Annotated in this window: 26 protein-coding genes and 3 pseudogenes; 11 read left to right on the top strand and 18 right to left on the bottom strand. The window is 73.4% G+C overall.

What is annotated here, in order from left to right; all coding sequences use genetic code 11:
- Positions 1–112 precede the first annotated feature (112 nt).
- The 4 genes and pseudogenes from AB0J86_RS32115 to AB0J86_RS32100 all read right to left on the bottom strand — a co-directional run.
- Positions 113–1,204, bottom strand: coding sequence for an endonuclease/exonuclease/phosphatase family protein (locus AB0J86_RS32115; RefSeq protein WP_363861419.1), 1,092 nt, complete (start codon positions 1,202–1,204; stop codon positions 113–115).
- Positions 1,205–1,572: 368 nt separating this feature from the next.
- Entirely contained in the window at positions 1,573–1,761 is a 189-nt protein-coding gene (locus tag AB0J86_RS32110; RefSeq protein ID WP_363861418.1) for a DUF397 domain-containing protein, read from the bottom strand.
- Positions 1,748–2,119: pseudogene (locus AB0J86_RS32105) on the bottom strand (DUF5753 domain-containing protein); the annotation flags it as partial. The pseudogene AB0J86_RS32105 and the gene AB0J86_RS32110, both read right to left, overlap by 14 nt.
- A gap of 25 nt (positions 2,120–2,144) precedes the next feature.
- Positions 2,145–2,570: pseudogene (locus AB0J86_RS32100) on the bottom strand (Scr1 family TA system antitoxin-like transcriptional regulator); the annotation flags it as partial.
- A gap of 262 nt (positions 2,571–2,832) precedes the next feature.
- Here AB0J86_RS32100 and AB0J86_RS32095 point away from each other — a divergent pair.
- On the top strand, positions 2,833–3,081 hold the full coding sequence (locus AB0J86_RS32095; RefSeq protein WP_363861417.1) for a hypothetical protein: 249 nt from the start codon (positions 2,833–2,835) through the stop codon (positions 3,079–3,081).
- The gene (locus AB0J86_RS32090) at positions 3,078–3,356 is read left to right on the top strand and encodes a hypothetical protein (protein WP_363861416.1); all 279 of its coding nucleotides are present in this window, start codon (positions 3,078–3,080) and stop codon (positions 3,354–3,356) included. Before AB0J86_RS32095 ends, AB0J86_RS32090 begins: the two co-directional genes overlap by 4 nt.
- 91 nt (positions 3,357–3,447) lie before the next feature.
- On the opposite strand, the gene AB0J86_RS32085 is transcribed toward AB0J86_RS32090, so the two are convergent.
- On the bottom strand, positions 3,448–3,939 hold the full coding sequence (locus tag AB0J86_RS32085) for an LOG family protein (protein ID WP_363861415.1): 492 nt from the start codon (positions 3,937–3,939) through the stop codon (positions 3,448–3,450).
- A gap of 192 nt (positions 3,940–4,131) precedes the next feature.
- On the opposite strand from AB0J86_RS32085, the gene AB0J86_RS32080 reads away from it, so the two are divergent.
- The 5 genes from AB0J86_RS32080 (at position 4,132) to AB0J86_RS32060 (ending at position 7,650) form a co-directional block, all read left to right on the top strand.
- On the top strand, positions 4,132–4,449 hold the full coding sequence (locus AB0J86_RS32080; protein WP_363861414.1) for a hypothetical protein: 318 nt from the start codon (positions 4,132–4,134) through the stop codon (positions 4,447–4,449).
- A gap of 60 nt (positions 4,450–4,509) precedes the next feature.
- Positions 4,510–5,364 (top strand): ATP-grasp domain-containing protein, encoded by an 855-nt coding sequence (locus AB0J86_RS32075; protein WP_363861413.1) that lies wholly within the window; start codon positions 4,510–4,512, stop codon positions 5,362–5,364.
- Positions 5,357–5,794: a DUF1232 domain-containing protein gene (locus AB0J86_RS32070; protein ID WP_363861412.1), complete on the top strand. Its 438-nt coding sequence runs from the start codon at positions 5,357–5,359 to the stop codon at positions 5,792–5,794. Before AB0J86_RS32075 ends, AB0J86_RS32070 begins: the two co-directional genes overlap by 8 nt.
- Before the next feature lie 151 nt (positions 5,795–5,945).
- The gene (locus tag AB0J86_RS32065) at positions 5,946–6,872 is read left to right on the top strand and encodes an aminoglycoside phosphotransferase family protein (RefSeq protein WP_363861411.1); all 927 of its coding nucleotides are present in this window, start codon (positions 5,946–5,948) and stop codon (positions 6,870–6,872) included.
- Positions 6,873–7,008: 136 nt separating this feature from the next.
- Entirely contained in the window at positions 7,009–7,650 is a 642-nt protein-coding gene (locus AB0J86_RS32060) for a hypothetical protein (RefSeq protein ID WP_363861410.1), read from the top strand.
- A 91-nt stretch (positions 7,651–7,741) separates the two neighbouring features.
- Here the strand turns inward: AB0J86_RS32060 and AB0J86_RS32055 are convergent, their stop codons facing one another.
- From AB0J86_RS32055 to AB0J86_RS32020, 8 genes are all read right to left on the bottom strand, one after another.
- Positions 7,742–8,533 carry an SDR family oxidoreductase gene (locus AB0J86_RS32055; RefSeq protein ID WP_363861409.1) on the bottom strand — a complete coding sequence of 264 codons (792 nt, stop codon included), beginning with the start codon at positions 8,531–8,533 and terminating at the stop codon, positions 7,742–7,744.
- A gap of 265 nt (positions 8,534–8,798) precedes the next feature.
- Entirely contained in the window at positions 8,799–9,317 is a 519-nt protein-coding gene (locus tag AB0J86_RS32050) for a TrmH family RNA methyltransferase (protein ID WP_363861408.1), read from the bottom strand.
- A 152-nt stretch (positions 9,318–9,469) separates the two neighbouring features.
- The gene (locus AB0J86_RS32045) at positions 9,470–9,778 is read right to left on the bottom strand and encodes a DUF6510 family protein (protein ID WP_363861475.1); all 309 of its coding nucleotides are present in this window, start codon (positions 9,776–9,778) and stop codon (positions 9,470–9,472) included.
- A 105-nt stretch (positions 9,779–9,883) separates the two neighbouring features.
- Positions 9,884–10,648 (bottom strand): ferredoxin reductase, encoded by a 765-nt coding sequence (locus AB0J86_RS32040; RefSeq protein WP_363861407.1) that lies wholly within the window; start codon positions 10,646–10,648, stop codon positions 9,884–9,886.
- Positions 10,618–11,217 (bottom strand): sulfite oxidase-like oxidoreductase, encoded by a 600-nt coding sequence (locus AB0J86_RS32035; RefSeq protein WP_363861406.1) that lies wholly within the window; start codon positions 11,215–11,217, stop codon positions 10,618–10,620. Before AB0J86_RS32035 ends, AB0J86_RS32040 begins: the two co-directional genes overlap by 31 nt.
- Positions 11,218–11,263: 46 nt before the next feature.
- Entirely contained in the window at positions 11,264–12,295 is a 1,032-nt protein-coding gene (locus tag AB0J86_RS32030) for a TerC/Alx family metal homeostasis membrane protein (RefSeq protein WP_363861405.1), read from the bottom strand.
- A gap of 53 nt (positions 12,296–12,348) precedes the next feature.
- The gene (locus tag AB0J86_RS32025) at positions 12,349–14,241 is read right to left on the bottom strand and encodes a glycosyltransferase (RefSeq protein WP_363861404.1); all 1,893 of its coding nucleotides are present in this window, start codon (positions 14,239–14,241) and stop codon (positions 12,349–12,351) included.
- A 7-nt stretch (positions 14,242–14,248) separates the two neighbouring features.
- On the bottom strand, positions 14,249–15,307 hold the full coding sequence (locus tag AB0J86_RS32020; RefSeq protein WP_363861403.1) for a glycosyltransferase family 2 protein: 1,059 nt from the start codon (positions 15,305–15,307) through the stop codon (positions 14,249–14,251).
- A gap of 245 nt (positions 15,308–15,552) precedes the next feature.
- Between AB0J86_RS32020 and AB0J86_RS32015 the strand changes: the two genes are divergently transcribed.
- The 4 genes from AB0J86_RS32015 to AB0J86_RS32000 all read left to right on the top strand — a co-directional run bounded on the left by AB0J86_RS32015 (position 15,553) and on the right by AB0J86_RS32000 (position 18,926).
- Positions 15,553–16,731, top strand: coding sequence for a CaiB/BaiF CoA-transferase family protein (locus AB0J86_RS32015; protein WP_363861402.1), 1,179 nt, complete (start codon positions 15,553–15,555; stop codon positions 16,729–16,731).
- Positions 16,732–16,920: 189 nt separating this feature from the next.
- On the top strand, positions 16,921–17,193 hold the full coding sequence (locus AB0J86_RS32010) for a DUF2795 domain-containing protein (protein WP_363861401.1): 273 nt from the start codon (positions 16,921–16,923) through the stop codon (positions 17,191–17,193).
- 22 nt (positions 17,194–17,215) lie between these two features.
- Positions 17,216–17,872: a DUF1345 domain-containing protein gene (locus AB0J86_RS32005; RefSeq protein ID WP_363861400.1), complete on the top strand. Its 657-nt coding sequence runs from the start codon at positions 17,216–17,218 to the stop codon at positions 17,870–17,872.
- A gap of 97 nt (positions 17,873–17,969) precedes the next feature.
- A complete protein-coding gene (locus AB0J86_RS32000; protein ID WP_363861399.1) occupies positions 17,970–18,926 on the top strand; it encodes a PrsW family glutamic-type intramembrane protease in 957 nt (318 codons plus the stop codon).
- Between the two features lie 109 nt (positions 18,927–19,035).
- Here AB0J86_RS32000 and AB0J86_RS31995 read toward each other — a convergent pair whose 3' ends face one another.
- The 5 genes and pseudogenes from AB0J86_RS31995 to AB0J86_RS31975 all read right to left on the bottom strand — a co-directional run bounded on the left by AB0J86_RS31995 (position 19,036) and on the right by AB0J86_RS31975 (position 25,691).
- Positions 19,036–21,042 (bottom strand): acyltransferase family protein, encoded by a 2,007-nt coding sequence (locus AB0J86_RS31995; protein WP_363861398.1) that lies wholly within the window; start codon positions 21,040–21,042, stop codon positions 19,036–19,038.
- 367 nt (positions 21,043–21,409) lie between these two features.
- Complete coding sequence (gene lpdA / locus AB0J86_RS31990) at positions 21,410–22,813, bottom strand: dihydrolipoyl dehydrogenase (protein ID WP_363861397.1); 1,404 nt, start codon at positions 22,811–22,813, stop codon at positions 21,410–21,412.
- 25 nt (positions 22,814–22,838) lie between these two features.
- Complete coding sequence (locus AB0J86_RS31985; RefSeq protein ID WP_363861396.1) at positions 22,839–23,516, bottom strand: hypothetical protein; 678 nt, start codon at positions 23,514–23,516, stop codon at positions 22,839–22,841.
- 209 nt (positions 23,517–23,725) lie between these two features.
- A pseudogene (locus AB0J86_RS31980) lies at positions 23,726–24,493 on the bottom strand (SPFH domain-containing protein); the annotation flags it as partial.
- Between the two features lie 244 nt (positions 24,494–24,737).
- Positions 24,738–25,691 (bottom strand): pirin family protein, encoded by a 954-nt coding sequence (locus tag AB0J86_RS31975; RefSeq protein ID WP_363861474.1) that lies wholly within the window; start codon positions 25,689–25,691, stop codon positions 24,738–24,740.
- Positions 25,692–25,903 lie beyond the last annotated feature (212 nt).

Here is a 25,903-nt window from a genome sequence, read left to right as displayed (position 1 = left end):
GCCAGAGACCCGCGCGGACCACCTCCACCGCCAGCCCCGGCACCGCGACCGGCAGCGGACGCGAGCGCCCACAACTTGGGTACTTTGTCAAGGGTCGTTAGGGCTTACTCGTCTAGGAGGTGCGCACCTCCACCAGGCCCCGGTAGAAGTCGTGGTCCGACACGCTGTCGCCCACGTCGACAGGGAGCCCGCTGACCGAGGCGGGGTCGACGGTCTCGGAGAAGAAGAGGTAGTCGTACTTCGTCGCGACGGCGACGGTCTTGGCGCCGCTGCGGCAGGCGGTCGCGGTCGCGGGGCAACCGGCGGCGTAATAGTTGCTGTCGTCCTGATCGGCCTCGTAGAACAGGCCCCAACCACGGCCGGGCGCGGTCTGCGGGCGGTAGAGGGCGTCCATGGCGGTGTCGGTGGGGTGCGAGTTGAAGTCTCCGCCGACCACGACAATCTTGCCGACGGCGATGTCACCGTCGAGATTCGAGGCGAGGCTCGCGGCCTGGGCGATGCGGGCCCTGCCGTTGATGTTCGTCGGGTCGTGGAAGGCCCGCAGGTGCACGCTGCATCCCTTGACGACGCGGGTACCCAACTCGGCCAGGCTGGCGTCGTAGCACAGGGCGGTGAAGGTCCGCGGGTTGACGAAGTGGTCCTCGCTGATCTGGTAGCGCTCGCCGCCGAGCGCGATCTCGTCCCGGTTGCTCAGGGTTCCGCGCGCGCCGACGACCTGGCCGATCCAACAGCGCCGGTCGTCGTTCGCCGGGTCCGTGTCCTCGTTGACCGCGCAGCTCGTGGCGCCGCAGCCGGTGTAGTTGGTGAGCAGGGTGGTGTAGCCGAACTGGTAGGTGCCGGAGGCGAAGGCGTGCCCGCCGAACCACTCGAACTGCGGCCAGCACACCTCCTGCAACATCACCAGGTGCGGCCGGTACGCGTCGATCAGGTCCGCGATGACCGGCAGGCTGTCGGTGGTGCCCTTCCTGCACTCGCCGCCGCAGATGTTGTGGGTGACCGTCTTCAGGCCTACCGTGGCCGCGACCGCGACGGTGGACGGTGCGGCCGTCCGGCTCGGGGTCGTCATGATCGTTGTGTCGGCCGTCGTCGCGATCCCGGCCGGGGTGCCGAGCGCCTTCGGCTGGCTGGCGTCGCTCGGCGCCGGACCGAACACCAGGGCCCCGACGAGCGCGATCACCATGACCGGAGCGAGCTTGCGTCGCATCGTTGCACCTCATCCCGTGCGAAGAGGTCGTGATCATAACGAGGAGGGGCCGAGATGTCTCCAGTGGACAGCAATCGCGCGTTCGCACCGGGCTCGGGCGCACGCGGGTCCCGGGGCTGGTAGGGCGGTAGCTGATCCGGGTCGATCCCGTCCCCAGCCCGACCGGACGTAACCGCGATGCCCAGTGGGGTCCGCGCGGTCGTGTCCCGCGACCGGGGCGCCCCCGTCACCGTCGAGACGATCGTCGTGCCGGACCGGCCACGGGCGCGCAGGTGAGCCCGTGGCCGAGCCACGGTTCAACAGAGGTAGTCGTCGGCCGGCGCGGCGCCTGCCCCGCGTACCGGGCTCGGGGTGAGCAGTTCCCTCGTCTAGGACCGCTTGGTGAACTGGACGAAGGCCCGCCAGGCGGCGGGCGCGAAGGTCAGGGTGCCGCCGTCGCGGTCCTTGGTGTCGCGTACGAGGACAACGTCCGGCAGGTTGTCGGCGACCTCGACGCAGGCGCCGCCGTTGGAACCGCTGCGGGTGGACTTCCGCCAGATGGGCTCAGTGGTAGTCATGGATCATCCTCAGGATCAGGTCGCGGGACTGGTCGCACGTGAGCGCGAGCGCACTCAGACTCTCCCACGTCCGCTCCATTTCGCCTATCTCGTCGGTGTCGGAGACGGTCCGGCCGCGTAGCTGGTCGTCCAGGTAGCCGAGGCGGGACCCGCCCGGCAGGATCGCCACGACGAACGCCCCGGTCAGCCCGGCGTGCAGGCCCGCATCTTGGGGGATGACCCGGATGTGCACGGTCGACCGGTGTCCGATGTCGACCAGGTGCTCCAGTTGCTGCTTCATGATCGCCGGATCGCCGTGGTGCAGCGCCGGTTCGCCGACGATGGCGACGAGCATTGTCGGGTCGGGCCGGTCGAGAGCCGCCTCCTGCCGGGGCCAGCCGGGTGGCCGTCAACTCCTCGACCCGCTCCGGCGTGTGCGGACCGGCCGCGAGGACGGCGCGCGCGTACTCCCGGGTCTGCAGGAGTCCGGGAATCAGGCTGTGCTCGAACCAGCGCAACAGCGTCGCGCGCCGCTCGTTGTCCGTCCAGGGTCGCAGCCAGGGGGCCTGCGCGTCGGCGCGCGCGTCGACCGAGAGGCGCTGGATCTCGTCGCCGGTCCCGTAGAAGTCGTCGAGGGCCTTCGCGGTGTCCGGCATCGGGATCATCCGGCCGGACTCGAAGCCGCCGATAGACGACGCGCTGACGTTGACCGCCGCGCCCGCCTGATCCTGCGTCAGTCCTTTGGCGGTCCGCTTCTGCCTGAGCAGCTCCCGAAGATCGTTCACGCAATCCCCCTTGATTCCGTCCGAATGCGGATCGGCGCTCGCCATTGCCGGATCACTGCTCCCCCGGCGCCTTCCGAGACTATCGGGCTCCACACCAGACTGTCACCAGCGGAAACGCTCGGACCTACGGCACCGAGACGGCTCGGGCGCGACCGTGTGGAGCCGCCCCGTTTTCAAGGGGTACGGGGCGGCTCCCTTCCATTAACAAAGGGGGTACGGAATGAGTCGAGATCGCGGCGGAATCGAACGGGCCGTGTCGGCGCGAATTGTCGATCTGCCCCCGACACTCGCGACGGAGGGGGCACCGGTGAATCCCGTACTCCAGGAGGGGGACTGTCTCGTCGTTCCGCCGAAGGCGTACCGGCCGGGCCGCGACTGGCTGCGGCTGCGGGTGACGCGGGTGTTGACGCCTGCGGGGCGGGAGATCGACAGCCTGACCTGGGTGCAGGTCACCGGTAGGGAGATCTCGGGCGGCGTCGAGGGGCGCGAGCGGACCGTGGTCGTACGCGTGGCGGCGCTGGAGTCGTGGCCACCGATCCGGCGGAGCGAACCGTGAACCCCGCGACCCCACCGCGCCAACTCGTCCACGCGGCCCAGCGCCCGCTGTGGCACTGCCGCATGGACGGCCAGCCCTGGCCCTGCGGCGAGGCCCGCCTGTTCCTGGTCGAGGACTACCGGACCGATCCGGTGCAGACCAGCATTTACCTCTGCGGCGTCCTGCACGAGATGATCCGCGACCTCTACCGGCTGCACCCGGACACGGCGCCCCCGCCCGACGTGATGTTCGCGCGGGTGCTCGGCTGGCTGCCGCCGAGACGCCCCCTGAGCTGAGGCTTCGGCAGACCGCCGGCGGTACGAGGTGCGGTGGGCGCCCGGCCGGCCGGCCGCACGCGCCGTCCGGCTCACCCCGGCAGCGCGCGATTCATGCTCGCGACGATGCCGAGGGCCGGCCCAGCGCGGCGGCCACCGCCTCCTCGGCCGTGGCCACGTGCGCGATCCCGCCGATCGCCGCGCCGTCGTGGTCGGTCACCCGCCAGCCGCCCAGCGAGATGACGGGTACGCCGCCGCGCCGCTTCGCCAGCGCCAACTCGCTCAGGGTGCCCCAGGAGCCACCGATGACGATCACGGCGTCGGCGCTCGCCACGATGATCGCGTTGCGGGCCTCACCCATGTCGGTGACGATCGCCGCCGAGAGGTCGGGCGAGGCGGTGGCCCGGTCGCCGGTCGGCAGTACGCCGATCACCAGCCCGCCACCCGTGCGGGCCCCGGCCGCGACCGCGCCCATCACACCCGCGCCCCCGCCGCAGACCACCACGGCGTCCCCGGCCGCCAGGAGTTGGCCCACCCGGAAGGCGTCCGCCGCCTCCCGCTCGATGCACTCGGCCGGACCGCAGACCGCGACCTGCAACGACATGGCTGGCTCACTCCACTACTCGTGGCCGGGGCCCGTCCGGGCCGGGTGGGCCGGGGTGGCGCTCATCGTCGCCCGCCGGGCGGTCCTCCCATCCTGCCCCCGCGGCGCCCCGCTACCGGAATACCACCCCGGACGCCGTGACTCGTCCGGCAGGATGTCCTCGCACGGAGGCTGGTCGGGTAACCTCCGCCGGTGGACGTCCGACTGGCCGAGGCGCCGTTGCTGCGCGCCACCTGGCCGATCTTCGCGGGAGAACTCGCCGCCGCCCTGCGGGAGTACGGCGAGGATCGGCTGACCGAGCAGGTCGACCGGCTGCGCGTCGTCGAGGCCTGCTCCTGCGAGGACGACTTCTGCCAGAGCTTCCACACCGCGCCGCGCCCCGACGGCCCGTACGGCGACGGGCACCGCAACGTCGCACTCGACGCGCCCTGGTCTGGCTATCTCGTCCTCGACGTGGTGCACGACGAGATCGTCTACGTCGAGGTGCTCTACCGGTCCCCGCTGTGCTGACCGGACCCGTGTACGCCCCGCACCGTGGCGCGGTGATCAGCTTTCCGACGAGGTGAGACGATGCTGTTGCTCGTACCCGGGGATCCGCTGCGTCCCCGAAGACCGGACCCGCACTTCGCGCCCGAGGCGGGCGCGGCCCGGGACGCCGGCTGGGACGTCGCGGTGGTGGACCACGACGCGCTGGCCGCCGGCGAGCCCGGCCCGGCCGTCGCCCGCGTCGCCGGTGCCGGGCCCGCGGTCTACCGGGGCTGGATGCTGCGCGCCGAGCGGTACGCGGCGTTCGCCGAGGCGCTGGCCGCGCGGGAGGTCACCCTGCGGACCACGCCCGAGCGGTACCGCCGCGCCCACGAGCTGCCCGGATGGTACGACCCGCTCGCCGCGCTGACCCCCGAGACGGCGTGGACGGTCGGCGCCGACCGGGACGGCTTCGACCACGCTCGCCAGCGGCTCGGGTCGGGACCGGCGGTGCTGCGGGACTACACCAAGTCGATGAAACACCACTGGCACGAGGCCGCGTACGTCCCCGACGTGGCCGACCGCGACGGCGCCTGGCGGATCGCGCGGCGCTTCCTGGAGCTGCGGGAGGACGACTTCACCGGCGGCCTGGTGCTCCGCCGGTTCGAGCGGTTCACCTCCGCCGAGGTACGGACCTGGTGGATCGACGGGCGGCTGGCCCTGGTCGGGCCGCACCCCGACACCCCCGACGCGGCCGTGCCCGACGGCGTCGAGGTGGCCGCGCTCGCGCCGCTGCTCGCCGGTCTGGACCTGCCGTTCGTCACCGTGGACCTGGCGCTGCGGTCGGACGGGGCGTGGCGCGTCGTGGAACTCGGCGACGGCCAGGTCAGCGACCGGCCCGCGAGCGTCCCGCCGGACGCGCTGATCGGGGCGCTGGCCGGGCAGGCAGCGGATGCGTGACTGGCTCGTCGGCCTGGCGATCGGCATCGGCCTGCTGGCGGCCTCGTGGGCGCTGCTGATCCTGCTGGCCCGCCGCCTGCCGCCCGGGATCCTGCGGGACCTCGCGGCGTTCGTCCCCGACTGCGTGACGACCGTGCGACGGCTGCGCCGGGATCCCCGGGTACCGCGCCGCGCGAAGATCGCGATCCTGTTCGCCGGCATCTGGGTGGCCAGCCCGATCGACCTCATACCCGAGTTCCTGCCGGTCATCGGCCCGCTGGACGACATCGTGGTGGTCGCGCTGGCGCTGCGGTACGCCGGCCGGCAGGTGCCCCGCGAGGTGCTGCTGGCCGCCTGGCCCGGCGAGCCGAGGCTGATCGAACGGCTGCTCGGCCCGCCCCGGCCCACCCCGCCGGGGACGACGGACGACCCCGAGCACCCGTCGATCTAGGGCATATCCTCGCTATTTGATCTCCAATCACAAGGATTTGCCCTAGATCGACGGGTGGAAATCCGTTGCCGGCCGTCCGGCCCGACGCCGAGTACGCGCGCCAGTGGCGCCGCCGCCGCTCCGCTCTCCCCTGTCCGGCAGGGACGCTCCGGTGAGCGACGTCCCGCAGCTCGGTCCCGCACCGCAACGCGTCACCGTCGGTACGGAGCTGGTACGCCGGCTCGTCGCCGAGCAGTTCCCCCGGTGGGCGGACCTCCCGGTCCGGCCGGTCGACAAGGGCGGCTGGGACAACTGGACCTTCCACCTGGGATCCGGGATGTCGGTGCGGCTGCCCAGCGCGGCCGAGTACGCCCTGGCAGTCGAGAAGGAGCACCGCTGGCTGCCGGAACTCGCATCCCGGCTCCCGCTGCCCATCCCCGTGCCGCTGGCCCAGGGGAAACCCGGCGCCGGCTACCCGTATCCGTGGTCGATCTACTCGTGGATCGAGGGCGAGTCCGCGAGCGCGGAGCGGATCGCCGACCCCGTCCGGTTCGCCCTCGACCTGGCCGAGTTCCTGTCGGCGTTGCGGCGCGTCGATCCCACCGGCGGCCCCCGGCCCGGCAAGCACAACTGGTTCCGGGGCGGCACGCTGCGCACCTTCGCCGGGCTGGCCGAGCGCACGCTGGCGACGCTGGACGGCCACGTCGACGTGGAGCTGGCCCGCGAGATCTGGAAGGACGCGCTCGACGCGCCCTGGGACGGGGTGCCGACCTGGCTCCACGGTGACGTCGCGCGGGGCAATCTCCTGCTCGGTAACGGGAAGTTGGCCGCCGTCATCGACTTCGGTACGTGCGGCGCCGGCGATCCGTCCTGCGACCTGGCGATCGCCTGGACGTTGTTGACCGCCGAGGGTCGGCGGGCGTTCCGGGACCGGCTGTCCGTGGACCGGGCGACGTGGGCGCGCGGGCGCGGCTGGGCTCTCTGGAAGATGCTGGACACCCGGGCTCGGACCCTGGGCGGGACCGACGACGAGGCGACGTACGCACGGCGCGCCCTCGGCGAGATCTTCGACGAGTACCGGTCGGAGGGCCGGCGGTAGGCCGTACCGGCCGCGCGGCCCGGCCCCGGCTCTTCGCCCGTGCGCGCCCTACGGGTACGCCCCGGCCGAAGAGTCGGGGCGCGGTTCCGGGGCACCACCGATGCGCGCGACGGTCGGCGGCGCCTACGGTCCATCCATGACATCGAGACTGATCGACACCCGGTCGTCGCGGTCGGCCCGTCTGCCCGCCGCCGGGCTGGTGGCGGCACCGCTCGGCTGGTTGGCCGGCTGGGCGATCATGCGCCTCGGCGGCAGCTCCGGCCCGAACACCGGCTGGGATGTCGCGCACGCGCTGTGGATCGTGAGCTTCGTGCTGTTCGGAGCCGCCGCGTACGCGCTGTTCCGTCTCCTCGGTGGCTCGCCCGCCGCCCGGGTCGCCCTCGCCGTCGCGCTGACCGGGGCGGCGGCGCTGGTCGTACAGATGGTCATCGACCTGGTCGTGGGCCTGCGTACCGCCGACAAGCCCGCGATGGTCGACCTCTACGACCGGGTGTTCGCCGTGCCCGGCGTGGAGCTGGTCTTTTTCACGGTCGGCCCGATGCTGCTCTTCGTCGGCCTGCTGGCGCTGGTGGTGCTGGCCACCGTGCGGCGCGTCGCCGCGCCGTGGCAGGTGTTGCTGGTCGTGGCGGGGATCGGTCTGATGGTCGCCGGCCGACCGGCGAGCGGCGCGCTGCGGCTCCTCGAAGGGCTGGGCGCCGCCTGCCTCTGGCTGGCGCTCGCCCCGCTCGCCCGTCCGGCCGCACCGAGCAGTAGGCCGCGCCGGCCGGGGCTGGATTGAAGAAGCCCGTCGCGCCCGGCCGGCGCGACGGCCGGGGCGACCGGCCGCGCGTGCCGCACGACAACCGTCCGGCAACGCGCGTCCGCGAGCGTCACACGTTCTTGATCATGCCTCCGTCGACGAAGTACTCGCTACCGGTGATGTTGTTGGGCGAGGCCAGGAACGCGATGAGCCGGGCCACCTCCTCCGGTGTGGCCACCCGGCCGGTGGTCACGCCGGACGCGGCGAGGATCTGCTCCACGAGCGCGTCGTGCGGAACGCCCTGCTCCTTCGCCATGCGGCCGACGAAGCCGTCCGGGTCGGTCCACACGCCGGTGCCGACCGGTCCGGGCGAGACGGTGATGGCGCGTACGCCCTTCCCCCCGAACTGCTCGGCGAGCACCTTCGTGAGCGCGCTGAGCGCCGCCTTGGAGACGTTGTAGTCGGCGGGCCCGGCGGCCACGGAACGTGCCCCGACCGAGGAGACGTTGATGATCGTGCCCCGGCGTTCGACCAGGCTCGGAAGCGCGGCGCGGCTGACCCGGAGCGCGCTGTAGAAGTGCAGGTTGAAGGTGTGCTCCCAGACGTCGTCCGGCAGCTCGATCAGGTTGAGCCGCGCGCCCTTGGCGAAGTCGTCGGTATCGCCGACGCCCACGTTGTTGACGAGCAGGTCGATGCCGCCGAGTTCGACGAGAGCCCGGTCGACGAGTTCCGCCGGACCGTGGGCCGTGGAGAGGTCGACGGTCACGGGCACGGCCGCGGTTTCCTTCAGCCCCGCCGTGATGGTGCGCGAGGCGGTGACCACGCGCATTCCCTCGGCGAGCAGGGTACGGACGAGTGCCAGACCGATTCCCTTGCTGCCGCCGGTAACGACCGCGGTCTTGCCGGCCAGGTGCAGATCCACCGGGTGCCTTCCTTTTCCTCTGGCCGCGGCGGAGGCCGCGGCGCAGATGGGTACGGGTGTCGCGCCGTGTCGGCCGGCCGAATCGCGGCCCAGGCAGCGGCATCATGTGCAACCGAATGCTTGCACAACGCCGGAGGCAAGTGCAAGCAAAGGCTTGCACTTGTGTTCTTGCCGACCCTTCCCGAAAGGCACGGGTCCGCCGACCGCCTCGACACCTCGGCAGAGCAGGCCGCCTCGACACCTCGGCAGAGCATTCCGCGAGCTTTCAGAGCAGGCCCGCGAGCTTGTAGAGCACCAGCGACCCGGCGACCGCCACGTTGAGGCTCAGGCCGGTGCCGACCATCGGGATCTCCACGACCGAGTCCAGGGAGTCCAGCGCCTCGTCGGGGATGCCGGTCGCCTCGTGGCCGAGCACGATCACCGTCCGGCGGCGCGCGGCCGGCAGGTCGGCGAGCCGGACCGCCTCGTCGGCCAGCTCCACCCCGACGACGTGGGTGCCGGCGGCCCGTTCCCGCGCCAGCCACCCGAGCGGGTCGCCGACCCGGTGCACGCAGCCGCGTTTCCGCAGCGTGTTGCCGCGGGCGAGGGCACCGTCGACCCAGTCGAACGGCGGTACGGCCAGACAGGCGCCGACCGCGTCGCAGGTGCGCAGCAGCGTACCGAGATTGGCCCCGTGCATCGGCCAGAGCGGCGCGGCGACGAGATGCCCCCAGCAGCGGTGGGCACGCGGGCGACGGGCGGCGCGGAGTTCCCGGCGGGGCCGGACCCGGATGGCCGGGCTCACCGGAGGCGGGCGGCTCCGCCGCGGGAGAGTTCGTCCATGTGCGGCGTGCTTGTCGGCGCACGCGGGCCATCGACGGGGACGAGATCCGCGCCCAGTCTAGCCCAACCGTCGCACCGACGCCGCGCCCGCCACAGGCGGGGCAACGCCCTCCCTCAGGGGCGGGGCAGCTCGCCCAGGACCGGCTGTACCGGCTCCGGGGGCATCGGGATCTGCAGGAACGTCGCCCCGCGCAGGTCCAGCCAGGCCGTGTTCGGCCCCCGGACCAGCCGGAGCACCACCGCGTCGCAGTTCGGGCAGCGGGCCACCAGGCCCGGCGCGTGCGAGTAGACCCGCAGCGACGCCACCGGCCCGGTCATGCCGCAGGAGGCGCAGCGGTCGACCGCCGTGGTGACGTCCACCGCGAACACCTCGCGCAGCGGTCCGGCCAGCACGTTACCGTCGGTGTAGAGCTGATCCGTCATCATCCGTCCTCTCCTCGGTCGGTTCGGCCGGCCGCGCCCGGTGCCGGCCCGACCGCCGGTCCACCCTGGTCTTCCGCCAGGCGGCCCCGGTCCGACCCGGCGCCGTCACCCGGTCGGGCCGAACCGTTCGGTCTTCACCCGGCGCGAGTCGTGCCCCAGCGCGATCAGGATGTCCGCGACCTTCTCCACGAAGCCGGTCGGCCCGCAGACGAAGGCGGCCGGTTCGAGCTCCGGCGGCCAGCCGTGACTGTTCACGTCGGCCACGCCGATGCGCCGCGCCGGCTCCGGCCAGCCCTCCGGGGTCTCCCGCGTGTAGACGTGGAAGACGTCCAGCCCGAAGTCCTCCCGGGTCCGGCGGCGCAGCTCGTCGGCGTAGTAGACGTCGCGTTCGGTGCGTACCGAATAGATCAACCGGAACGGCACCCGGCTGCCCGCGGCCCGACGGGCCCGGATCATCGCCATCAGCGGCACGATGCCGGAACCCCCGGCGACCAGCAGCACCGGCGCGGTGTCGGTGGGGCGCCAGACGAACCAGCCGCCCACCGGGCCGCGGATTTCCACCGGCACGTCGACCGGGAGGTTCTCCACCAGGTACGGGGAGACCTCGCCGTCGGGCACCCGCTGAACCGTCACCTCGATCCGGTTACCGTCGGCCGGCCCGGCCAGCGAGTAGGCGCGCTCGGCCCGGTAGCCGTCGGCGGCGGTCAGCCGGATGTCGATGTGCTGGCCGGCGAGGTGTCCCGGCCAGTCCGGCACCTCCAGCACCAGCGTCCGTGCGGTGGGCGTCTCGTCGCGGCGTTCGACCACCCGGGCGGCCCGCCAGCCGGCCCCGGTACGGGTCAGTCCCCCTGGTACCGCTGCTCGCGCCATGGGTCACCGTAGTCGTGGTAGCCGGCGGTCTCCCAGAACCCCGGCTCGTCCATCAGCTTGAGCTCGATGCCGCGCACCCACTTCGCCGACTTCCAGAAGTACAGGTGCGGTACGAGCAGCCGGGCCGGCCCGCCGTGCTCCGGCGCGAGGTCCTCCCCGTCGAACCGGTACGCGACCCAGGCCCGGCCGTCGAGCAGGTCCTCCAGCGGCAGGTTGGTGGTGTATCCCCCGTACGAGTGCGCCAGCGCGTAGTCGGCGGCGGTCTCCACGTCGGCCATCAGCGTGTCGAGGGAGACCCCCTGCCAGGTGGTGTTCAGCTTCGACCAGCGGGTGACGCAGTGGATGTCCACCGTCGGGGTCTCGCTCGGCAGGGCCATCAGCTCGGCCCAGGACCAGCGGTGCTCCTCCCCCGACTCGGTGGTGATCGCGAATGCCCAGCTGTCGAGCGGTACCCGGGGCGTGGGTCCGGCCGAGAGCACGGGAAAGTCCTCGGTGAGGTACTGCCCGGGTGGCAGCGCCGGCCCGCCGGAGCGGGGCCGGCCCTGGAAGCCCGGTGACACTATGCCCATGCGCTATTCCTACCATCCCCTCCGCTTCGCCCGGCCGGTTTCGCGATCATGACTTGTGGTGGGCCACCTCACCGTTGAGCGCCCGGTCGCGGGAGTGGTCCGGGCCGTCCCGGGTGGTCGCCACGCTGCTGATGGTGACCCCGGCGAGCACCAGCAGGATCACCCCGAGGGAGAGCAGCGTCGGGATCTGCGGCACCCCGGGCCAGACCCCGTGCGCCCAGTGCAGCGCCAGCTTGACCCCGATGAAGGCCAGGATCACGGCGAGCCCGTAGCTGAGGTGCACCAGCCGGGCCAGCGCCGCCCGCAGTACGAAGTAGAGCGCCCGGAGCCCGAGCAGGGCGAACGCGTTGGTGGCGAAGACCAGGTACGGGTCCTCGGTGATGCCGTAGACGGCCGGTACCGAGTCGACGGCGAAGACGGCGTCGGTGGCGAGCACGGCGACCACCACCAGGCTCAGCGGGGTGAGCGCCCGCCGCCCGTCCTGGCGCACGGTCAGCCGTGGCCCCCGGTAGTCGTCGGTGACCGGCATGACCCGCCGCAGCAGCCGTACCGAGCGCATTCTCCGTACGTCGACGTGCGTGCCCCGGCCGGTGACCGCGTCGCGCAGCAGCTTGCCGGCGGTGGCGATCAGAACGGCGGCGAAGAGCAGGAACGCCCAGTCGACCGTCTCCAGCGCGGCGGCGCCGAGGGCGATGAAGACGCCGCGCAGCGCCAGCGCCCCGGTGATGCCGTAGAGCAGCACCCGCTGGGCGAGCCGCGTCGGCACCGCGAACGCGTTGAGCAGCAGCATGAAGACGAAGAGGTTGTCGACCGAGAGGGACTTCTCGACGACGTAACCGGTGAGGTACTTGGTCGCCTCGCCGCCGCCGTACCGGCCCCAGAGGTACGCCCCGAACGCGAGCGGCAGGGCGATGTAGAAGATCGACCAGCCGATCGCCTCCCGGATCCGTACCTCATGCGGGCGCCGGGTGATGAGGAAGTCCATCGCGAGCAGGACGAGCACGCCGATGATGCTCACCACCCAGAGCAGGGGTGAGCCGATCGACGCCAGGGCGGACGACTCGGCAAGATGGGGCATTACGGTGCGGAACCTCCCCGCTCACGGTGCCATGAGCGGGGGGCCGGCACGGGCTATTCGCCGGCGACCACCCCGGACAGCGGCGCGGCGCCGTCGGCGTCCGGCTCCGCGTCGCCGATCGCGTCCGCCGGAATCCCCTCCCAGCGGGTGTGCGCGCTGTCGAGGAAGTACTGCTGCCCCGGATCCCAGGTGTGCCCGGTGGTGCGGCGGTGGTAGACGTAGCCGAGCGGGTGGGTGCGGTAGATGGTCGCCCCGGCCTGGCGCAGCCGCTCGATGAGCCCGTAGTCGACCGAGCGGGGCACCGGGCGCCAGCCGCCGACGGCCTCCAGGTCGCCCTTGGCCAGCAGCATCGTGCCGCCGGCGACCAGTTCCCCGTCCGCCTCCGGCACCCCGGACGAGCGGCGCACGGTGATGCCCGCCTCCTCCAGGTGCACGAACTCGGTGCCCTTGCCGACCAGGGTGGCGCCCGAGTAGTGCCGGGCCAGCACCAGGTCCCAGACGTGCTCGGTGGAGTAGGTGTCGTCGTCGTCGAACTTGGTGATCAGGCTGCCGCGCGCCGCGCGGGTGGCCGTACCGAGCAGCTCGCCGAAACCGGTGCCGGGACCGCCGGTCAGGATCTGGTACGGCCGCCCCGACTCGACCAGCACCGCCCGCGCCTCGGGCGGCAGCTCGATGCCGTGCGGACAGCAGATGATCTCAAGCTCGGGGTACGTCTGGCGGGTGATCGCCGTCAGCGCGGTGGCCAGCAGCTCGGGGCGGCGGGTCGCCAGGATGGCGCTCACGCTGGGCAGCCGGCCCAGGTCGCCGAAGGTGCTGGCGGTCAGCGGCGGCAGGGCGAAGGCGGCGGCGTGCCCGCGCAGCGCGGCCCGGCGCTGCCGGACGCTGCGCGCCTCCAGGGCGAGCGGGTCGGCCCCGGCGGGCACCGGCGTGGCGAGCATGGCCCGCAGCGGCGGGGTGATCAGGTCCGTGACGGCCGGCGGCAGGCTCGGGGCGTGCACCAGCACGCCGGTCGCGGCGAGCTGCACCAGCAGCGCGGCGACCTCGGTCGGATCGGTCGCCGACCCCTCGGGCAGCGGCGGGACCTCGACGGCGGCGGTGTCGCGCAGCGCCGCGAGGACCGGCGCGTCGAGCCCCGCGCCGGCCAGCGGCCGCCACGCCTCGACCCGGCCGCCGGCGCGGCGGCGGGCCGGTGCGAATTCGAGCCGCGCCCGGGCCGCGCCGGGCCGGTACGCCTCGGCGCGCCGGCCCCGCGGGTTGATCCGCTCCGCGTCGACCAGCACCAGCGGCCCGCCCGGACCGGCCAGCGCGTGCCGGGTCGCGGTGTAGGCGACCGCGTACGGCGGATCGGCCGGCTCGGCGGGCGCGGGCGCCCCGGGCGGCTGGAGCACGATGTCGTGCGGGCGGATCTCACTGCTGGTGGGCAGGTCACCGGCGAGCACCACCGGCCCGCCCGGCGCACCCGGCAGGTACGACGGCAGCAGCCGGTACGCGGTGAGGTCCGGGCTGGCCGGCTCCGGCAGCGGGTGGCTGGGAGCCAGGGCGTGCAGGGCCGCGCGGAGCAGGTCCCGCAGCGGGGCGGGGCGGGACAGGCGCAGGCTGACGGTGGCGGCGCCCCGGCCCAACACCGGCAGCGCGACCCGCTGCCGGACCAGGTGGGGCAGCGGGCCGACCGCGGCGGACCAGCCCCTGCGCGGTGCCCGCCAGTACGCGACCACGACGCGGACCCCGCGCGCGGGGCGGGCGGTGGCCGGGTCGGCGAGCAGGTCCCGCAGCCGGTCGATCGAGCCGGCCAGCACGTGAACCCGGCGTGGTGCCCGCCAGACGTGCCGGCCGGCGACGCGGGCGACCCGTTCGGGCAGGCGCGGCGCCGGGGTGCCGGCGAGCCGCCAGGCCCAGCCCTGACCGACCGGGCCGGTCCGCGCCGACCCGGGGTGCGATTGCTTCATCGGTATCTCAGCCCGTCTTGACCAGTGACCGCGCATCGAGGGTACGCGGTCGCGGCGGGCGCACCGCGCGCACCAACCGGCCCCGGGTCTGCCAGGCCAGCATCAGCGCCTCGAAGAACGGGTACGCGCCGGCGGCGACCAGCCGCTGCTTGATCCCCTCGTTCCCGCCCGGCATCGGCGCGCCGCCGGGCGGCAGGTGCCGGCGGTACAGCTCGGTGGTGCGGGCGAAATAGGCGCGCCGCATCGACCGGGGCACCCGGCGGGCGTGGCCCATCACCTGCAGGCAGTGCCAGATCGCCCGCTGGAAGATCAGTGGCCGGAGGGTGGGGAATTCACCCGGTCGGGCGTCCATGAAGGCGAAGACCCGCTCCCACTGGTCGAACACCTCGAAATGGCGGGCGCTGACGGTTTGTGTGATCGCGCCAGCCGGCCGCTGGCGGTACGCGTAGCAGTATCGGTCGAGCAGGGAAATCCGGCGGGCGGCGAGCATCAACGGCACGATGAACGCGACGTCCTCGTACCAGCCGGGGCCGAAGGTGAGGCCGGACCGGGCCAGGAACTCGCGACGGATGACTTTGTTGCAGGCGATCCAGAGAATGTCGAGCAGACCCGGTTGCTCGGCGAAGTCGAAGACGTCCGGCACCGGCGATCCGCCGCCCACGGGCTCGACCGTGTGGTGCTCCACCGTCCCGTCGGGATAGACCCGGGCGTAGCCGGCGACCAGCAGGTCGGGGCTGGTGGCGGTGAGGCGCTCGGCGACCGCGGCCAGGGTCCCCTCGGGCAGCCAGTCGTCGCTGTCGACGCACCAGACGTACGTGCCGGTGGCGTGCGCGATGCCGACGTTGCGGGCGTTGCCCAGTCCGCCGTTGCGCTCCAGCGTGACGATTCTCAGCTGCGGATGGCGCTGCGCGTACCATTCGAGGATCTTCGCGCTGCCGTCGTCCGAGGCGTCGTCGACGGCGACCACCTCGAAATCCGTGAACGACTGCCCGAAGATCGAATCCAGGCACTCCGCCAGGTATTCCTCCACCCGGTACACCGGCACGATCAAACTCAGCAGTGCCACCAATTCGACCTCCGCGTCCTCACGGGCAATCCACGGATACGACAGAGATTCGACAACCGGGAGTTGCACGGGCGGTGGACAGTGTCCAGCCGTCGAACGGCGTAAGACCTAGCACGACATTAACTAACGATGACAAGAGGTGAACGGCGCGCGAAGACGCGAGCCGGTCACCGGGAGAGTTGATGATCATCAGTTTCGTCGGCGCTCAGGGACGTCAATAGCGGGGGTTGCCCTATCGTGACCCGATGACCGAGAGCCTCCCCCACCCGCCCGCCGGCCCGCTGGCCGGAATCCGGGTCGTCGAGCTGGCCGGGATCGGGCCGGCCCCGTTCACCGCGATGATGCTCGCCGACATGGGCGCCGACGTCGTACGCGTCGACCGGATCGGTGACGTGGCGCCCGGGCCGTCCGCCCGTACGCCGCACCCGGACCTGCTCAACCGGGGACGGCGGTCGATCGCGGTCGACCTCAAGAGCGCCGAGGGGCGGCGTGTGGTGCTCGACCTGGTCGCCGACGCGGACGCCCTGCTGGAGGGCTTCCGTCCGGGGGTGACCGAACGGCTCGGCCTCGGTCCGGCCGACTGCCACGCGGTCAACCCCGGGCTCGTCTACGGGCGGATGACCGGCTGGGGGCAGGAGGGCCCGAACGCCCCGTACGCCGGACACGACATCGACTACCTGGCGCTCACCGGCGCCCTGTACGGCATCGGCCCGACCGGCGAGCCACCGGTACCGCCGCTGAACCTGCTCGGCGACTTCGGCGGGGGCGGGATGATGCTCGCCTTCGGGGTGGTCTGCGCGCTGTTCGACGTACGGGCCGGCGGGACCGGGCAGGTCGTCGACGCGGCCGTCGTCGACGGCGTCGCGCTGCTCACCACCCAGGTGCACGCCCTGCGCCGGCTCGGCATGTGGCGCGACGAGCGCGACGCCAACCTGCTCGACGGGGCGGCGCCCTTCTACCGCACGTACGAGTGCGCGGACGGCCGGTACCTCGCGGTCGGCGCGCTGGAGCCGCGCTTCTACGCGGAGTTGGTCCGCCGGACCGGGTACGAGCCGCCGGCGGGCGAGGGGCGCGACCGCACCGACCCGGCGCAGTGGCCGGTCGCCCGCGAGCACTGGGCCCGGCTGTTCCGCACCCGCACCCGGGACGAGTGGTGCGAGCTGCTGGAACACAGCGACGCCTGCGTCGCGCCGGTGCTGGACTGGCGGGAGGCGCCACACCACCCGCACCTGGCCGCGCGGCGGGTCTTCGTCGACCACGCCGGGGCGACCCAGCCCGCCCCGGCGCCGCGGCTCAGCCGCACCCCCGGGGGGATCCGGCGCCCGCCGCCGCACCCGGGCGAGCACACCGACGAGCTGCTGCGCGAACTCGGCCGCGACGACGAGGCGATCCGCCGGCTGCGCGAGGCCGGCGCGGTCGCCTGACCTGCCGAACCCGCACCCGCGCCTGACCTGCCGAACCCGCGCCCGCGCTGACCCGACCCCGAACCGGGGAGCCTTCGGGAGGCCGTGGGAGAAAAGGTCCGAACCGGCGGGCCGGATCGAGCGTGAGCCCGTCCGGAGCGGGTAAGCGCCGACCGGTTGGATCAGACAAAACGGCGAGGAGCGGAACTCATGGTGAGCAACGCCGACGTGCTGCGATACCTCTCGTCGATGGATTACCCGGCGAGCAAGGAACAGATCATTCACGGCGCGCAGGAGGCGGGCGCCCCGCCGCAGGTGCTGCGGGCGCTGCGCGCCCTGCCGCCCGTGGACTACCAGAACAGCAACGAGGTGCTCCGCTCGGCGGCGACCGACGTCGCGCCCGAGGTGACCCCGGCCGACCTGGCGGCCCGGGCGCGCGACCGCAAGCACCAGCGGGTGGCCCAGCACCTGCGCGGCATCTGACCGCGCCACCGGCGGAAGTCTGGTGGGGTGGGGACGCGACGGGCGGCGCGAACCGGCGACCCCGGGCGTGCAGCTCGCCGCGCTGGCGGTGCTCGGGCTCGCGGCCGGTGCGGCCTGCGGGGTGCTCTACCTGCCGTCCCTCGGGCCGGTCGTCGGCTGGAACGCCGCCGCGGCGGCGTACCTGGCCTGGACCTGGTGGACGCTGTGGCCGATGGACGCGACCAGGACCGCCCAGCTCGCGCTGCGCGAGGACCCGAACCGGGCGCTGCGCGACCTGCTGCTGCTCGGCGCCTGCGTGGTCAGCCTGGTGGCGGTCGGCGTGGTGCTGATCGGGGCGCAGTCGCAGCCGGGCTACCGCAAGGAGCTGCACGCCGTGCTCGGTGTCGTGAGCGTGGTGCTCTCCTGGGCGGTGGTGCACACGATCTTCACGGCCCGGTACGCCCGGATCTACTACACCGGTCCGGACGGTGGGATCGACTTCAACCAGCCGGCGCCGCCGCGCTACTCGGACTTCGCGTACGTGTCGTTCACGATCGGCACCACGTTCCAGGTTTCCGACACGGACGTGACGAGCCACGAGATGCGGGTGCACGTGCTGCGGCACACCCTGCTGTCGTACCTGTTCGGCTCGATCATCATCGCGGCCACGATCAACCTGCTGGCCGGGCTGGTCCACTGAGCGACCCGGCGCGGCGGCGGACGCGAGTCGGGCCGGCCCGGGGCCGGCCCGGTCCACGAGGGCGGGCCGGAGCCCGGCCGGGTCCAGGGAGGCGGGCATGAACGAGGCCATCGAGCCGTCGGCGGTACCGGTCCGCCCCGGTCGCCAGTGGCTGCGCATCTTCCTGGTCGGGCTCGCCCTCTGGCTCGCCACGGTCGCGGTCATCCTGCTCACCGGCAACCCGACCCTGGTACCGACCCTCGTGCTGCTCGGCAGCTTCCTGGTACCGGTGACGTTCGTGTCCTGGGCGGCGGCCCGGCGCGACACCGGCGAGGTCAGCACGAACCTGCTCTTCGGGCTCTTCCTCACCGGCGGGGTGCTCGGCGTGCTCGCCTCCTCCGTGCTGGAGTCGTACCTGCTGCGCCCCTCGGTGCTGCTCTTCCTGGGCGTCGGGCTGATCGAGGAGGCCGTCAAGCTCGCGGCGCTGGCCTTCCTCACCCGCCAGCTCACCGTCCGTACCGTCCGGGACGGGATGATCCTGGGCGCCGCCGTGGGGTTCGGCTTCTCCGCGCTGGAGTCCGCCGGGTACGCCTTCGTCGCGCTCTTCACCCGCCAGGGCCTCTCGATCATCCAGGTGGTGGAGACCGAGATCCTGCGCGGCGTGCTGGCCCCGGTCGGGCACGGGCTCTGGACCGCGATCCTCGGCGGCGTGCTCTTCTCCGCCAGCACCCGGGAACACTTCGTGGTGGGGGTCCGGCTCCTCGCCGCCTACCTGGGCGTGTCGGTGCTGCACGCGCTCTGGGACGGCATGCACACCATCGCGCTGCTGCTGACCCTGCTGCTCACCGGGGCCAGCCGGGCCCAGCTCTCCGACAACGGCGAGCTGATCCGGCCGACCGCGGCCCAGGCACTGCTGCTGCCGCTGCTGGAGTGGATCGGGCTCGCCACCGTCGCGCTGGTCGGGGTGAGCTGGCTGCTGCTGCTCTGGCGGTTCGGGCGGCACCGGCCGCCGCGCCTGAGCGGCTGGCGGGTGCCCGTCCGGCCGTACCCGCAGCAGCCGGCGCGGCCCTGGTAGCCCGCCGCCCGGCCGCTCGCCCGCCGGCACGCGGCGCTCAGCCAGGACGCGGCGCTCAGCCAGGACGCGGCGCTCAGCCGAGACGCGGCGCTCAGCCGAGACGCGGCGCTCAGCCGGGGCCCTGCGTGGAGAGCTTGGCGAGCTGCGGGTTCAGCCACGGTGCGATCCACTGGCGTACCCCCTCCGGGGTGAAGTGCAGCCCGTCGCTGCGCAGCCGGACGTTGCCGGCGGTCCAGGTGAACCGCCCGTCGGGGCAGGTCCGCCGGTTGAGGTCGACCACGCTGACCCGGCCGGGACGGGCGGCGCCTGCGGCCCGCAGCAGCCTGTTCCAGGCGTCCACCCGGGGCGGGTCGTCCTCCGGCCAGAGCCCGCCGTCCGGGCGCTCGGCCCGCCGGGTGTACGGCGCGGTCAGCAGCACCACGTGCGCCCCGCGCGCCGAGGCGAGCGAGATCGCCAGGCCCAGCTCCCGGTTCAGGTACGCGTCGTACGCCGGCTCCCCGACGTGCCGGTACGTGCCGTCCAGGCGGCGGTCCATCAGTTCCCAGCGGTCGAGCAGGATCACCGCGAGATCGGGGTCGTCGGACTCCACCGCCCGGCGCCAGCGCGCGTCCCAGCTCTCGCAGCCCGGGTAGTTGGGGTGCGGCTCGCCCAGGTACCGGAGCTCCGGCAGCCGGGCGATGCCGCAGCCCTGCACGGCCCGTACGGTCACGGCCAGGTTCGCCGGGCGGGGCAGGTAGGTGCCGAGCGACCAGGAGACCGAGTCGCCGAGGAAGGTGACCCGGGGCAGCGGGCCCGGCCGGCGGCCCGGGCGGTGTAGCGGGGACCGCGACGCCGGGGCGGCCGGACTGGTCGCCGCGACCGCCGCCGGACCGACGGGCGGCTCGGGCACCGGGCGCGGCACGGTGGCCACGACCGCCAGCAGCGCGGTGCCGGCGACGGCGGTACCGGCCAGCGCCGGGGCGAGCCGGGGCCGGCGCGGGAACCGGAACCACCGCCCGTACCGGACGGGGCGCTCCAGCAGCAGGTACGAGGCGGTCGCCACCGTCAGGGTCGCCGCGCAGCGGACGGCCAGCAGCGCCGGCCCGCCCAGCCCGGTACGGTCGGCGGTCAGCGCGCCGAACAGCGGCCAGTGCCAGAGGTAGACGCCGTACGAGATCCGGCCGAGCCAGAGCAGCGGCGGCACGGCCAGCAGCCGCGCGAGCGGCGCGTACGGCCTGGTCACCGCGTACGCGATCACCACGGCGACGGCGAGCGCGCCGCCGAGCAGGCCACCCCGGTAGAGCCACGGGGCGTCCCCGGTGGCGTGCGTCCAGCACCAGCCGGTGCCGACCAGCCCCGCGAGCGCCAGCGCCCCCGGCCAGCTCCGTCCCCACCGGCCCGCCGGTCGCGGCGCGTCCCGCCCGGTCCGGCCGGCCAGCAGCAGGGCGAGGGCGCAGCCGACGAGCAGCGCGGCGGCGCGGGTGTCCGTGCCGTAGTAGGCCCGGTCCACGTCGCCGGGGGCGTAGAGCGCGGCGGCGGCGCCCGCGGAGAGCAGCGCGCCGGCCACGGCGACGCCGAGCAGCAGCCGTACGCGGATCAGCAGGAGCACCGCCAGCAGTGGCCAGAGCAGGTAGAACTGCTCCTCGATCCCGAGCGACCAGGTGTGCTGGAGCGGGGACGGGCTGGCGGTGACCGCGAAGTAGTCGCCGCCCCGGTAGCTCATCCGCCAGTTCGCGACGTAGCCGAGCGCGGCGAGCAGGTCCGCCCGGAGCGCGCCGAGTTCGGTACCGGGCAGGAGCCACCGGCCGGCGACGGCGACCGTGCCGAGCATCAGCAGCAGGGCGGGGAGCAGCCGGCGGGCGCGCCGGGCCCAGAAGGCGACGAGGGCGATCCGGCCGGTGCGGGCCCGCTCCGCCAGGAGCAACGAGGTGATCAGGAAGCCGGAGAGGACGAAGAACGCGTCGACGCCGAGGAAGCCGCCCGGCAGGGCCGCGACCCCGCCGTGGAAGGCGAGCACCGCGGCGACGGCGAGCGCCCGCATCCCGTCGAGCGCCGGATGGTACGGGACCGCCGCCGCTCGGGCCTCGGTCGGGCCCCGGTGCCGGCCGGTCGGGGCAGGCCCGCTCCCCTGGTTCACCCCGCCGCCACCTCACCCCCCGGGCGACCTTCCGCGATCATCCCCAGGCTAGGGACGGAACGGACCGGTCGGGGCGGGTTTGCCGAGGTCGGCGCGGGTGTGGGACGGCCGCGACGGGATAGGTGGGGATTTCGTCAGCGGACGCCGCGCCCGGTCACCGTTCGGCCGGCCCGCGCGCATGCTCGGGACCGGTGGTGACCGGGGCGCCGCGTCCGAGAAGCCCGGTGAGACAGCACGCCCCCGAACCGGGAACGTTCACCGGGAGGCGGATGCCCACCCGAACCGGGAGGGCATCGCTACCGCACCTATCATACGACGGCACATCAGCCGTACGGTCAGGTACGCGGAAATGTGGCTGGTGACACGCTCACAGGTTGATCATGTGTCCGGTGGCGAGACCGTGCAGCGCGTCCTGGACCGCCTCCCCGAGGGTCGGGTGGGCGTGCACGTTGCGGGCCAGCTCGGTCGCGGTCAGGTCCCACTTCTGCGCCAGCGTCAGCTCCGGCAGCAGCTCGGTCACGTCCGGGCCGATCATGTGCGCGCCGAGCAGCTCGCCGTACCGCGCGTCGCTCAGCAGCTTGACGAAACCGGTCGTGTCGCCCAGCCCCGGCGCCTTGCCGTTGGCGCTGAACGGGAACTTCGCCACCCGTACGTCGAAGCCGCGCTCGCGCGCCTGCGCCTCGGTCCAGCCGAAGCTCGCGATCTGCGGCTGGCAGTAGGTGGCCCGCGGGATCATCACGAAGTCCAGCTCCATCGTCTCGGCGTCCGCGATCGTCTCGGCGGCGATCACCCCCATCGCCTCGGCCGCGTGGGCGAGCATCAGCTTCGCCGTCACGTCGCCGATCGCGAAGATGTGCGGCACGCTGGTGCGACCCCGGCCGTCCACGTCGATCGCGCCCCGCTCGGTCAGCCGTACCCCGGTGTTCTCCAGGCCGTAGCCCGCGACCCGCGGCTGGAAACCGACCGCCTGGAGCACCTTCTCCGCCACCAGGGTCTGCCGCTGCCCGTCGCGGGTGACCGTGACCCGTACCTCGTCACCGACCTCCTCGATCGACTCGACCCGGGTCGAGGTGAGCACGTCGATGCCGAGCCGCCGGTACCGCCGGGCCAGCTCGGCCGAGACCTCCTCGTCCTCCAGCGGCACGATCCGGTCGAGGAACTCCACGACCGTCACCTTGACGCCGTAGCTGCGCAGCACGTACGCGAACTCGACCCCGATGGCTCCGGCGCCCGCGATGACGATGCTCCCCGGCAGCCGGTCGGCGAGGATCTGCTCCTCGTAGGTGACGACCCGCTCGGAGAGCGAGGTGCCCGGCAGCAGCCGGGTCGTCGCGCCGGTGGCGATGACGCAGTTGTCGAAGGTCACCGTCCGCTCCGCGCCGTCGTCGCCGGTGACCCGCAGCGTGTGCGCGTCGACGAAGGCGCCGCGCCCCTCGTACGTGGTGATCTCGTTCTTCTTCATCAGGTAGCGCACGCCGCGTACCCGGCCCTCGGCCACCTTCCGGCTGCGGCTGTGGGCGGCGCCGTAGTCGAGCGTCAGCCGACCCTCCACCTGGATGCCGAAGGTCTTCGCCTCCGTGGTCAGCAGCTGCGCCAGCTCGGCGTTGCGCAGCAGCGCCTTGGAGGGGATGCAGCCGACGTTGAGGCAGACCCCACCCCAGTACCGCTCCTCGATGATCGCGGTACGCAGGCCGAGCTGGGCGGCGCGGATGGCGGCCACGTACCCGCCCGGCCCGGCACCGAGGACGACCACGCCGAAGTGTTCAGTCATCCCTGGATCGTAGGGGCGCGCCCGGTCACCGACCCCGCGCCGACTGTGTGATCTCGTCGTACCGGCGCTCGACGTCGACCCGGGCCAGCGCGCCGACCAGCCAGGCCAGCCGCTCGGACTCCCCGCCGCCGGCCAGCTCGGCGAGGTCGTCGGCGGAACGGCCGAGCCGCAGCTTCCGGGCCGCCGCCAGCGACCGGCGGTCCGCCACCGGCGCCGCCTCGCGCCACAGCGCCTGGACCTCGCGCAGGAACAGGACGATCACCTCGTCGTCCACGCCCGGCAGCTGCCCGAGCAGCTTCCGCTCGGCGCCCGGGTCGTACCGGGCCGTCACCCGCAGCCGCCGCAGGTCGCCCCGGTAGCGCTCCACCACCGTACGGGCCAGGTCGCCGAGCAGGCTCGCCAGCTCGTCCGCGTCGCGCCGGCCGCACGAGCGCAGCACCTTCGCCCGCGCCTCGTGCAGCGACCGCGCCATCCGCGCCGGGCTGTCCCAGCCCTGGTCGCGCAGCGCCGCCGCGGTCTGCACCGCCCGCCCGGCGTCACCGGACCGGCCCAGCAGGATCGCCAGGTAGAGCACCTGGAAGAGGCTGCCCGGGTTGTTGGTCACCCGGAAGCCGTACTGCTCGGCGAAGCCCCGGCCGGTGCCGATCAGCCGGCGGACGAGCCGTTTCCGCTCCTCGACGCTGTTCATCGCAGTGGTCGCCATGGCCTGCGACTACCCGGAAAGCGGCGAAGTTACCAGGCCGACGTCTCCTCCTCGGCCGGCCGGCCTGTCCCGCCTGGCTGTGCTGTCCCGCCGGGCTGTATTGTCCCGCCGGGCCGTGCGGTTTCATCGCGCCGTGCGGTTTCGGCGGGCCGTGGTGTCCCGCCGGGCCGTGCGGTTTCGCCGGTCGGCTCGGGTGGGCGGGCCATCGGGCCCTGGGCGATCTGGTCGAAGAACCGGAGCAGCTCCACCGGGAACGGCATCACCAGGGTGCTGTTCTTCTCCGCCGCGACGTCGACGACGGTCTGCAGCAGCCGCAGCTGGTACGCGCCCGGCGTGGCGGCGAGCGCCCGCGACGCGTCCGCGAGCCGGTTCGAGGCCTGGAACTCGCCGTCGGCCGCGATCACCCGGGCCCGCCGTTCCCGCTCCGCCTCCGCCTGGCGGGACATCGAGCGCTTCATCGACTCGGGCAGCGAGACGTCCTTCACCTCGACCCGCTCGATCAGCAGCCCCCAGGGCCGCTCGGTGGGCGCGTCGATCACCGCCTTCAGCTCGGCGTTGATGCGTTCCCGGTCGGCGAGCAACGTGTCGAGGTCCGCCTTACCGATCACCGACCGCAGCGCGGTCTGCGAGACCTGGAGCACGGCCGCCGGGTAGTCGTGCACGTTGACCAGCGCCTTCACGGGGTCCACGACGCGGTAGTAGACGACCGCGTCCACGGTCAGCGTCACATTGTCGCGGGTGATGGCGCCCTGCGCCGGGATGCCGATCACCACGGTCTGCATGCTCACCCGCACCATCCGGTCCGCGATCGGGACGATGAACCGCAGCCCGGGCTCGCGTACCCCGGGCAGGACCCGGCCGAACCGGAACACGATCCCGCGCTGGTACTGCTGGACCATCCGTACGCTCAGCGCCAGCCCGAGCAGCAGCACGGCCACGATCACGATGACCGCGACGACGACGGCGCTGGTTCCCATGGCAGCCTCGTTTCCGGGGAGCACCCTCGCTCCCGGCGGCAGGCATACCCGCCCCAGCCTCGACCAGTCGCACCAGTTCGGTCGTCGGATCTGGGCTCGGTTCGCGGTTCGCCGTTCGGGCGTCGGCGGCGGCAGTCGGACGGCGCTGGCGGTCGGCGCGGTCTACGGTCGGGCAGCGCTCGCGGGCGGCACCGTCGGCGGGCAGCGGGCAGCGCTCGCGGGCGGCGCCTTCGGCGGGCGGTTGTCAGCCGAGGATGTGACCGTCGCGCTCGCGGGCCTTGAGCCGGGTGGTGGGCATCGGCGGGGCCGGCAGCGGCGCGGCGTCGTCGTCCACCACCGGACCGAACCGCCGGCCCGCCATCCAGTCCTCCCGCGCCTCGGCGATCTCCTCGTGCGAGCGGGCGACGAAGTTCCACCACATCACCAGCGGCTCGTCGAACGGCGCACCGCCGAGCAGCAACAGCTTGGCGTCCGTACCGGCACGCATAGTCAGCTCCGGCCGGCCCGTGCCGAGGTAGAGCAGCGACCCGGGGGTCAGCTCGACCCCGGCGACCTCGGCCCCGCCCGAGATCACCAGCACGCCGTGCTCGAAGGTGCGCTCCAGCGGTACGCGGGCGGTGGCACCGGCCGGCAGGCCCAGCTGCGCCCCGAGCAGCGGCGTGTACGCCCGGGCCGGGGAACGTACCCCGGCGAGCTCCCCCACCAGCACGTCGACCGTGAGGTCCCCGTCGCGCAGCACCGGCAGGTCTTCGTGGTGGGCGAACGCCGGCGGGTCGTGGCGCGCGCTGTCCGGCATCGCCACCCAGAGCTGGAGCCCGTGCATGAGGCGGGGGCGGTCCGCCGGCGGGTACTCGGAGTGGGCGATGCCGTGCCCCGCGGTCATCACGTTGAGCTGGCCCGGCCGGATCGGCTGGGTGTTGCCCAGGCTGTCCCGGTGCACGACCTCGCCGTCCAGCAGCCAGGTCACCGTCTGCAAGCCGGTGTGCGGGTGCGGCGGGATCCACATGCCGCGTTCGGTCGTCGCCTCGTCCGGGCCGAAGTGGTCGACGAAGCACCAGGCTCCGACCATCCGCCGCTGGCGTTGGGGCAGCAGCCGGCGCACGGTGGTGTACCGGCCGATCGGCACGTCATGCCCGATCAACAACATGCTCGTCGGCTCGACGATCTCGGCCCCGGCCTGCCTGGTCTCGCCCGGCATCAGCTCCGCGCTCACCGCTCGACTGTACGCGTCACCCCGAGCCCGACCTCGGGCGCGGCCGGCTCCGGGCGGGCACGCTCGGCTGCGCGGTGGGCGGGCACGAGAAAGGCCCGGGCCGGGTTCCCTCGAATGGGGAACCCGGCCCGGGCCGGTCAGTTCTGTTGGCTCGGTGGTAAGAAGGCGGAGTGGAACAAGGCATCCGCCAGAGGGGA

Origin of the sequence: Micromonospora sp. NPDC049559 (assembly GCF_040676675.1) — a bacterium.
Taxonomy (GTDB): domain Bacteria; phylum Actinomycetota; class Actinomycetes; order Mycobacteriales; family Micromonosporaceae; genus JBFAPK01.
The sequence above is the reverse complement of the archived record's forward strand: the minus strand, read 5'-3'. Positions and strand labels throughout refer to the sequence as shown.

Bases quoted from the DNA above. Each gene is read 5' to 3' on its own strand.
- AB0J86_RS32115 (WP_363861419.1), bottom strand. From the start codon at position 1,204: ATGCGACGCAAGCTCGCTCCGGTCATGGTGATCGCGCTCGTCGGGGCC.
- AB0J86_RS32110 (WP_363861418.1), bottom strand. From the start codon at position 1,761: ATGACTACCACTGAGCCCATCTGGCGGAAGTCCACCCGCAGCGGTTCC.
- AB0J86_RS32085 (WP_363861415.1), bottom strand. From the start codon at position 3,939: ATGTCGTTGCAGGTCGCGGTCTGCGGTCCGGCCGAGTGCATCGAGCGG.
- AB0J86_RS32075 (WP_363861413.1), top strand. From the start codon at position 4,510: ATGCTGTTGCTCGTACCCGGGGATCCGCTGCGTCCCCGAAGACCGGAC.
- AB0J86_RS32070 (WP_363861412.1), top strand. From the start codon at position 5,357: ATGCGTGACTGGCTCGTCGGCCTGGCGATCGGCATCGGCCTGCTGGCG.
- AB0J86_RS32060 (WP_363861410.1), top strand. From the start codon at position 7,009: ATGACATCGAGACTGATCGACACCCGGTCGTCGCGGTCGGCCCGTCTG.
- AB0J86_RS32045 (WP_363861475.1), bottom strand. From the start codon at position 9,778: ATGACGGATCAGCTCTACACCGACGGTAACGTGCTGGCCGGACCGCTG.
- AB0J86_RS32040 (WP_363861407.1), bottom strand. From the start codon at position 10,648: ATGGCGCGAGCAGCGGTACCAGGGGGACTGACCCGTACCGGGGCCGGC.
- AB0J86_RS32035 (WP_363861406.1), bottom strand. From the start codon at position 11,217: ATGGGCATAGTGTCACCGGGCTTCCAGGGCCGGCCCCGCTCCGGCGGG.
- AB0J86_RS32030 (WP_363861405.1), bottom strand. From the start codon at position 12,295: ATGCCCCATCTTGCCGAGTCGTCCGCCCTGGCGTCGATCGGCTCACCC.
- AB0J86_RS32025 (WP_363861404.1), bottom strand. From the start codon at position 14,241: ATGAAGCAATCGCACCCCGGGTCGGCGCGGACCGGCCCGGTCGGTCAG.
- AB0J86_RS32015 (WP_363861402.1), top strand. From the start codon at position 15,553: ATGACCGAGAGCCTCCCCCACCCGCCCGCCGGCCCGCTGGCCGGAATC.
- AB0J86_RS32010 (WP_363861401.1), top strand. From the start codon at position 16,921: ATGGTGAGCAACGCCGACGTGCTGCGATACCTCTCGTCGATGGATTAC.
- AB0J86_RS32000 (WP_363861399.1), top strand. From the start codon at position 17,970: ATGAACGAGGCCATCGAGCCGTCGGCGGTACCGGTCCGCCCCGGTCGC.
- lpdA (WP_363861397.1), bottom strand. From the start codon at position 22,813: ATGACTGAACACTTCGGCGTGGTCGTCCTCGGTGCCGGGCCGGGCGGG.
- AB0J86_RS31985 (WP_363861396.1), bottom strand. From the start codon at position 23,516: ATGGCGACCACTGCGATGAACAGCGTCGAGGAGCGGAAACGGCTCGTC.
- AB0J86_RS31975 (WP_363861474.1), bottom strand. From the start codon at position 25,691: ATGCCGGGCGAGACCAGGCAGGCCGGGGCCGAGATCGTCGAGCCGACG.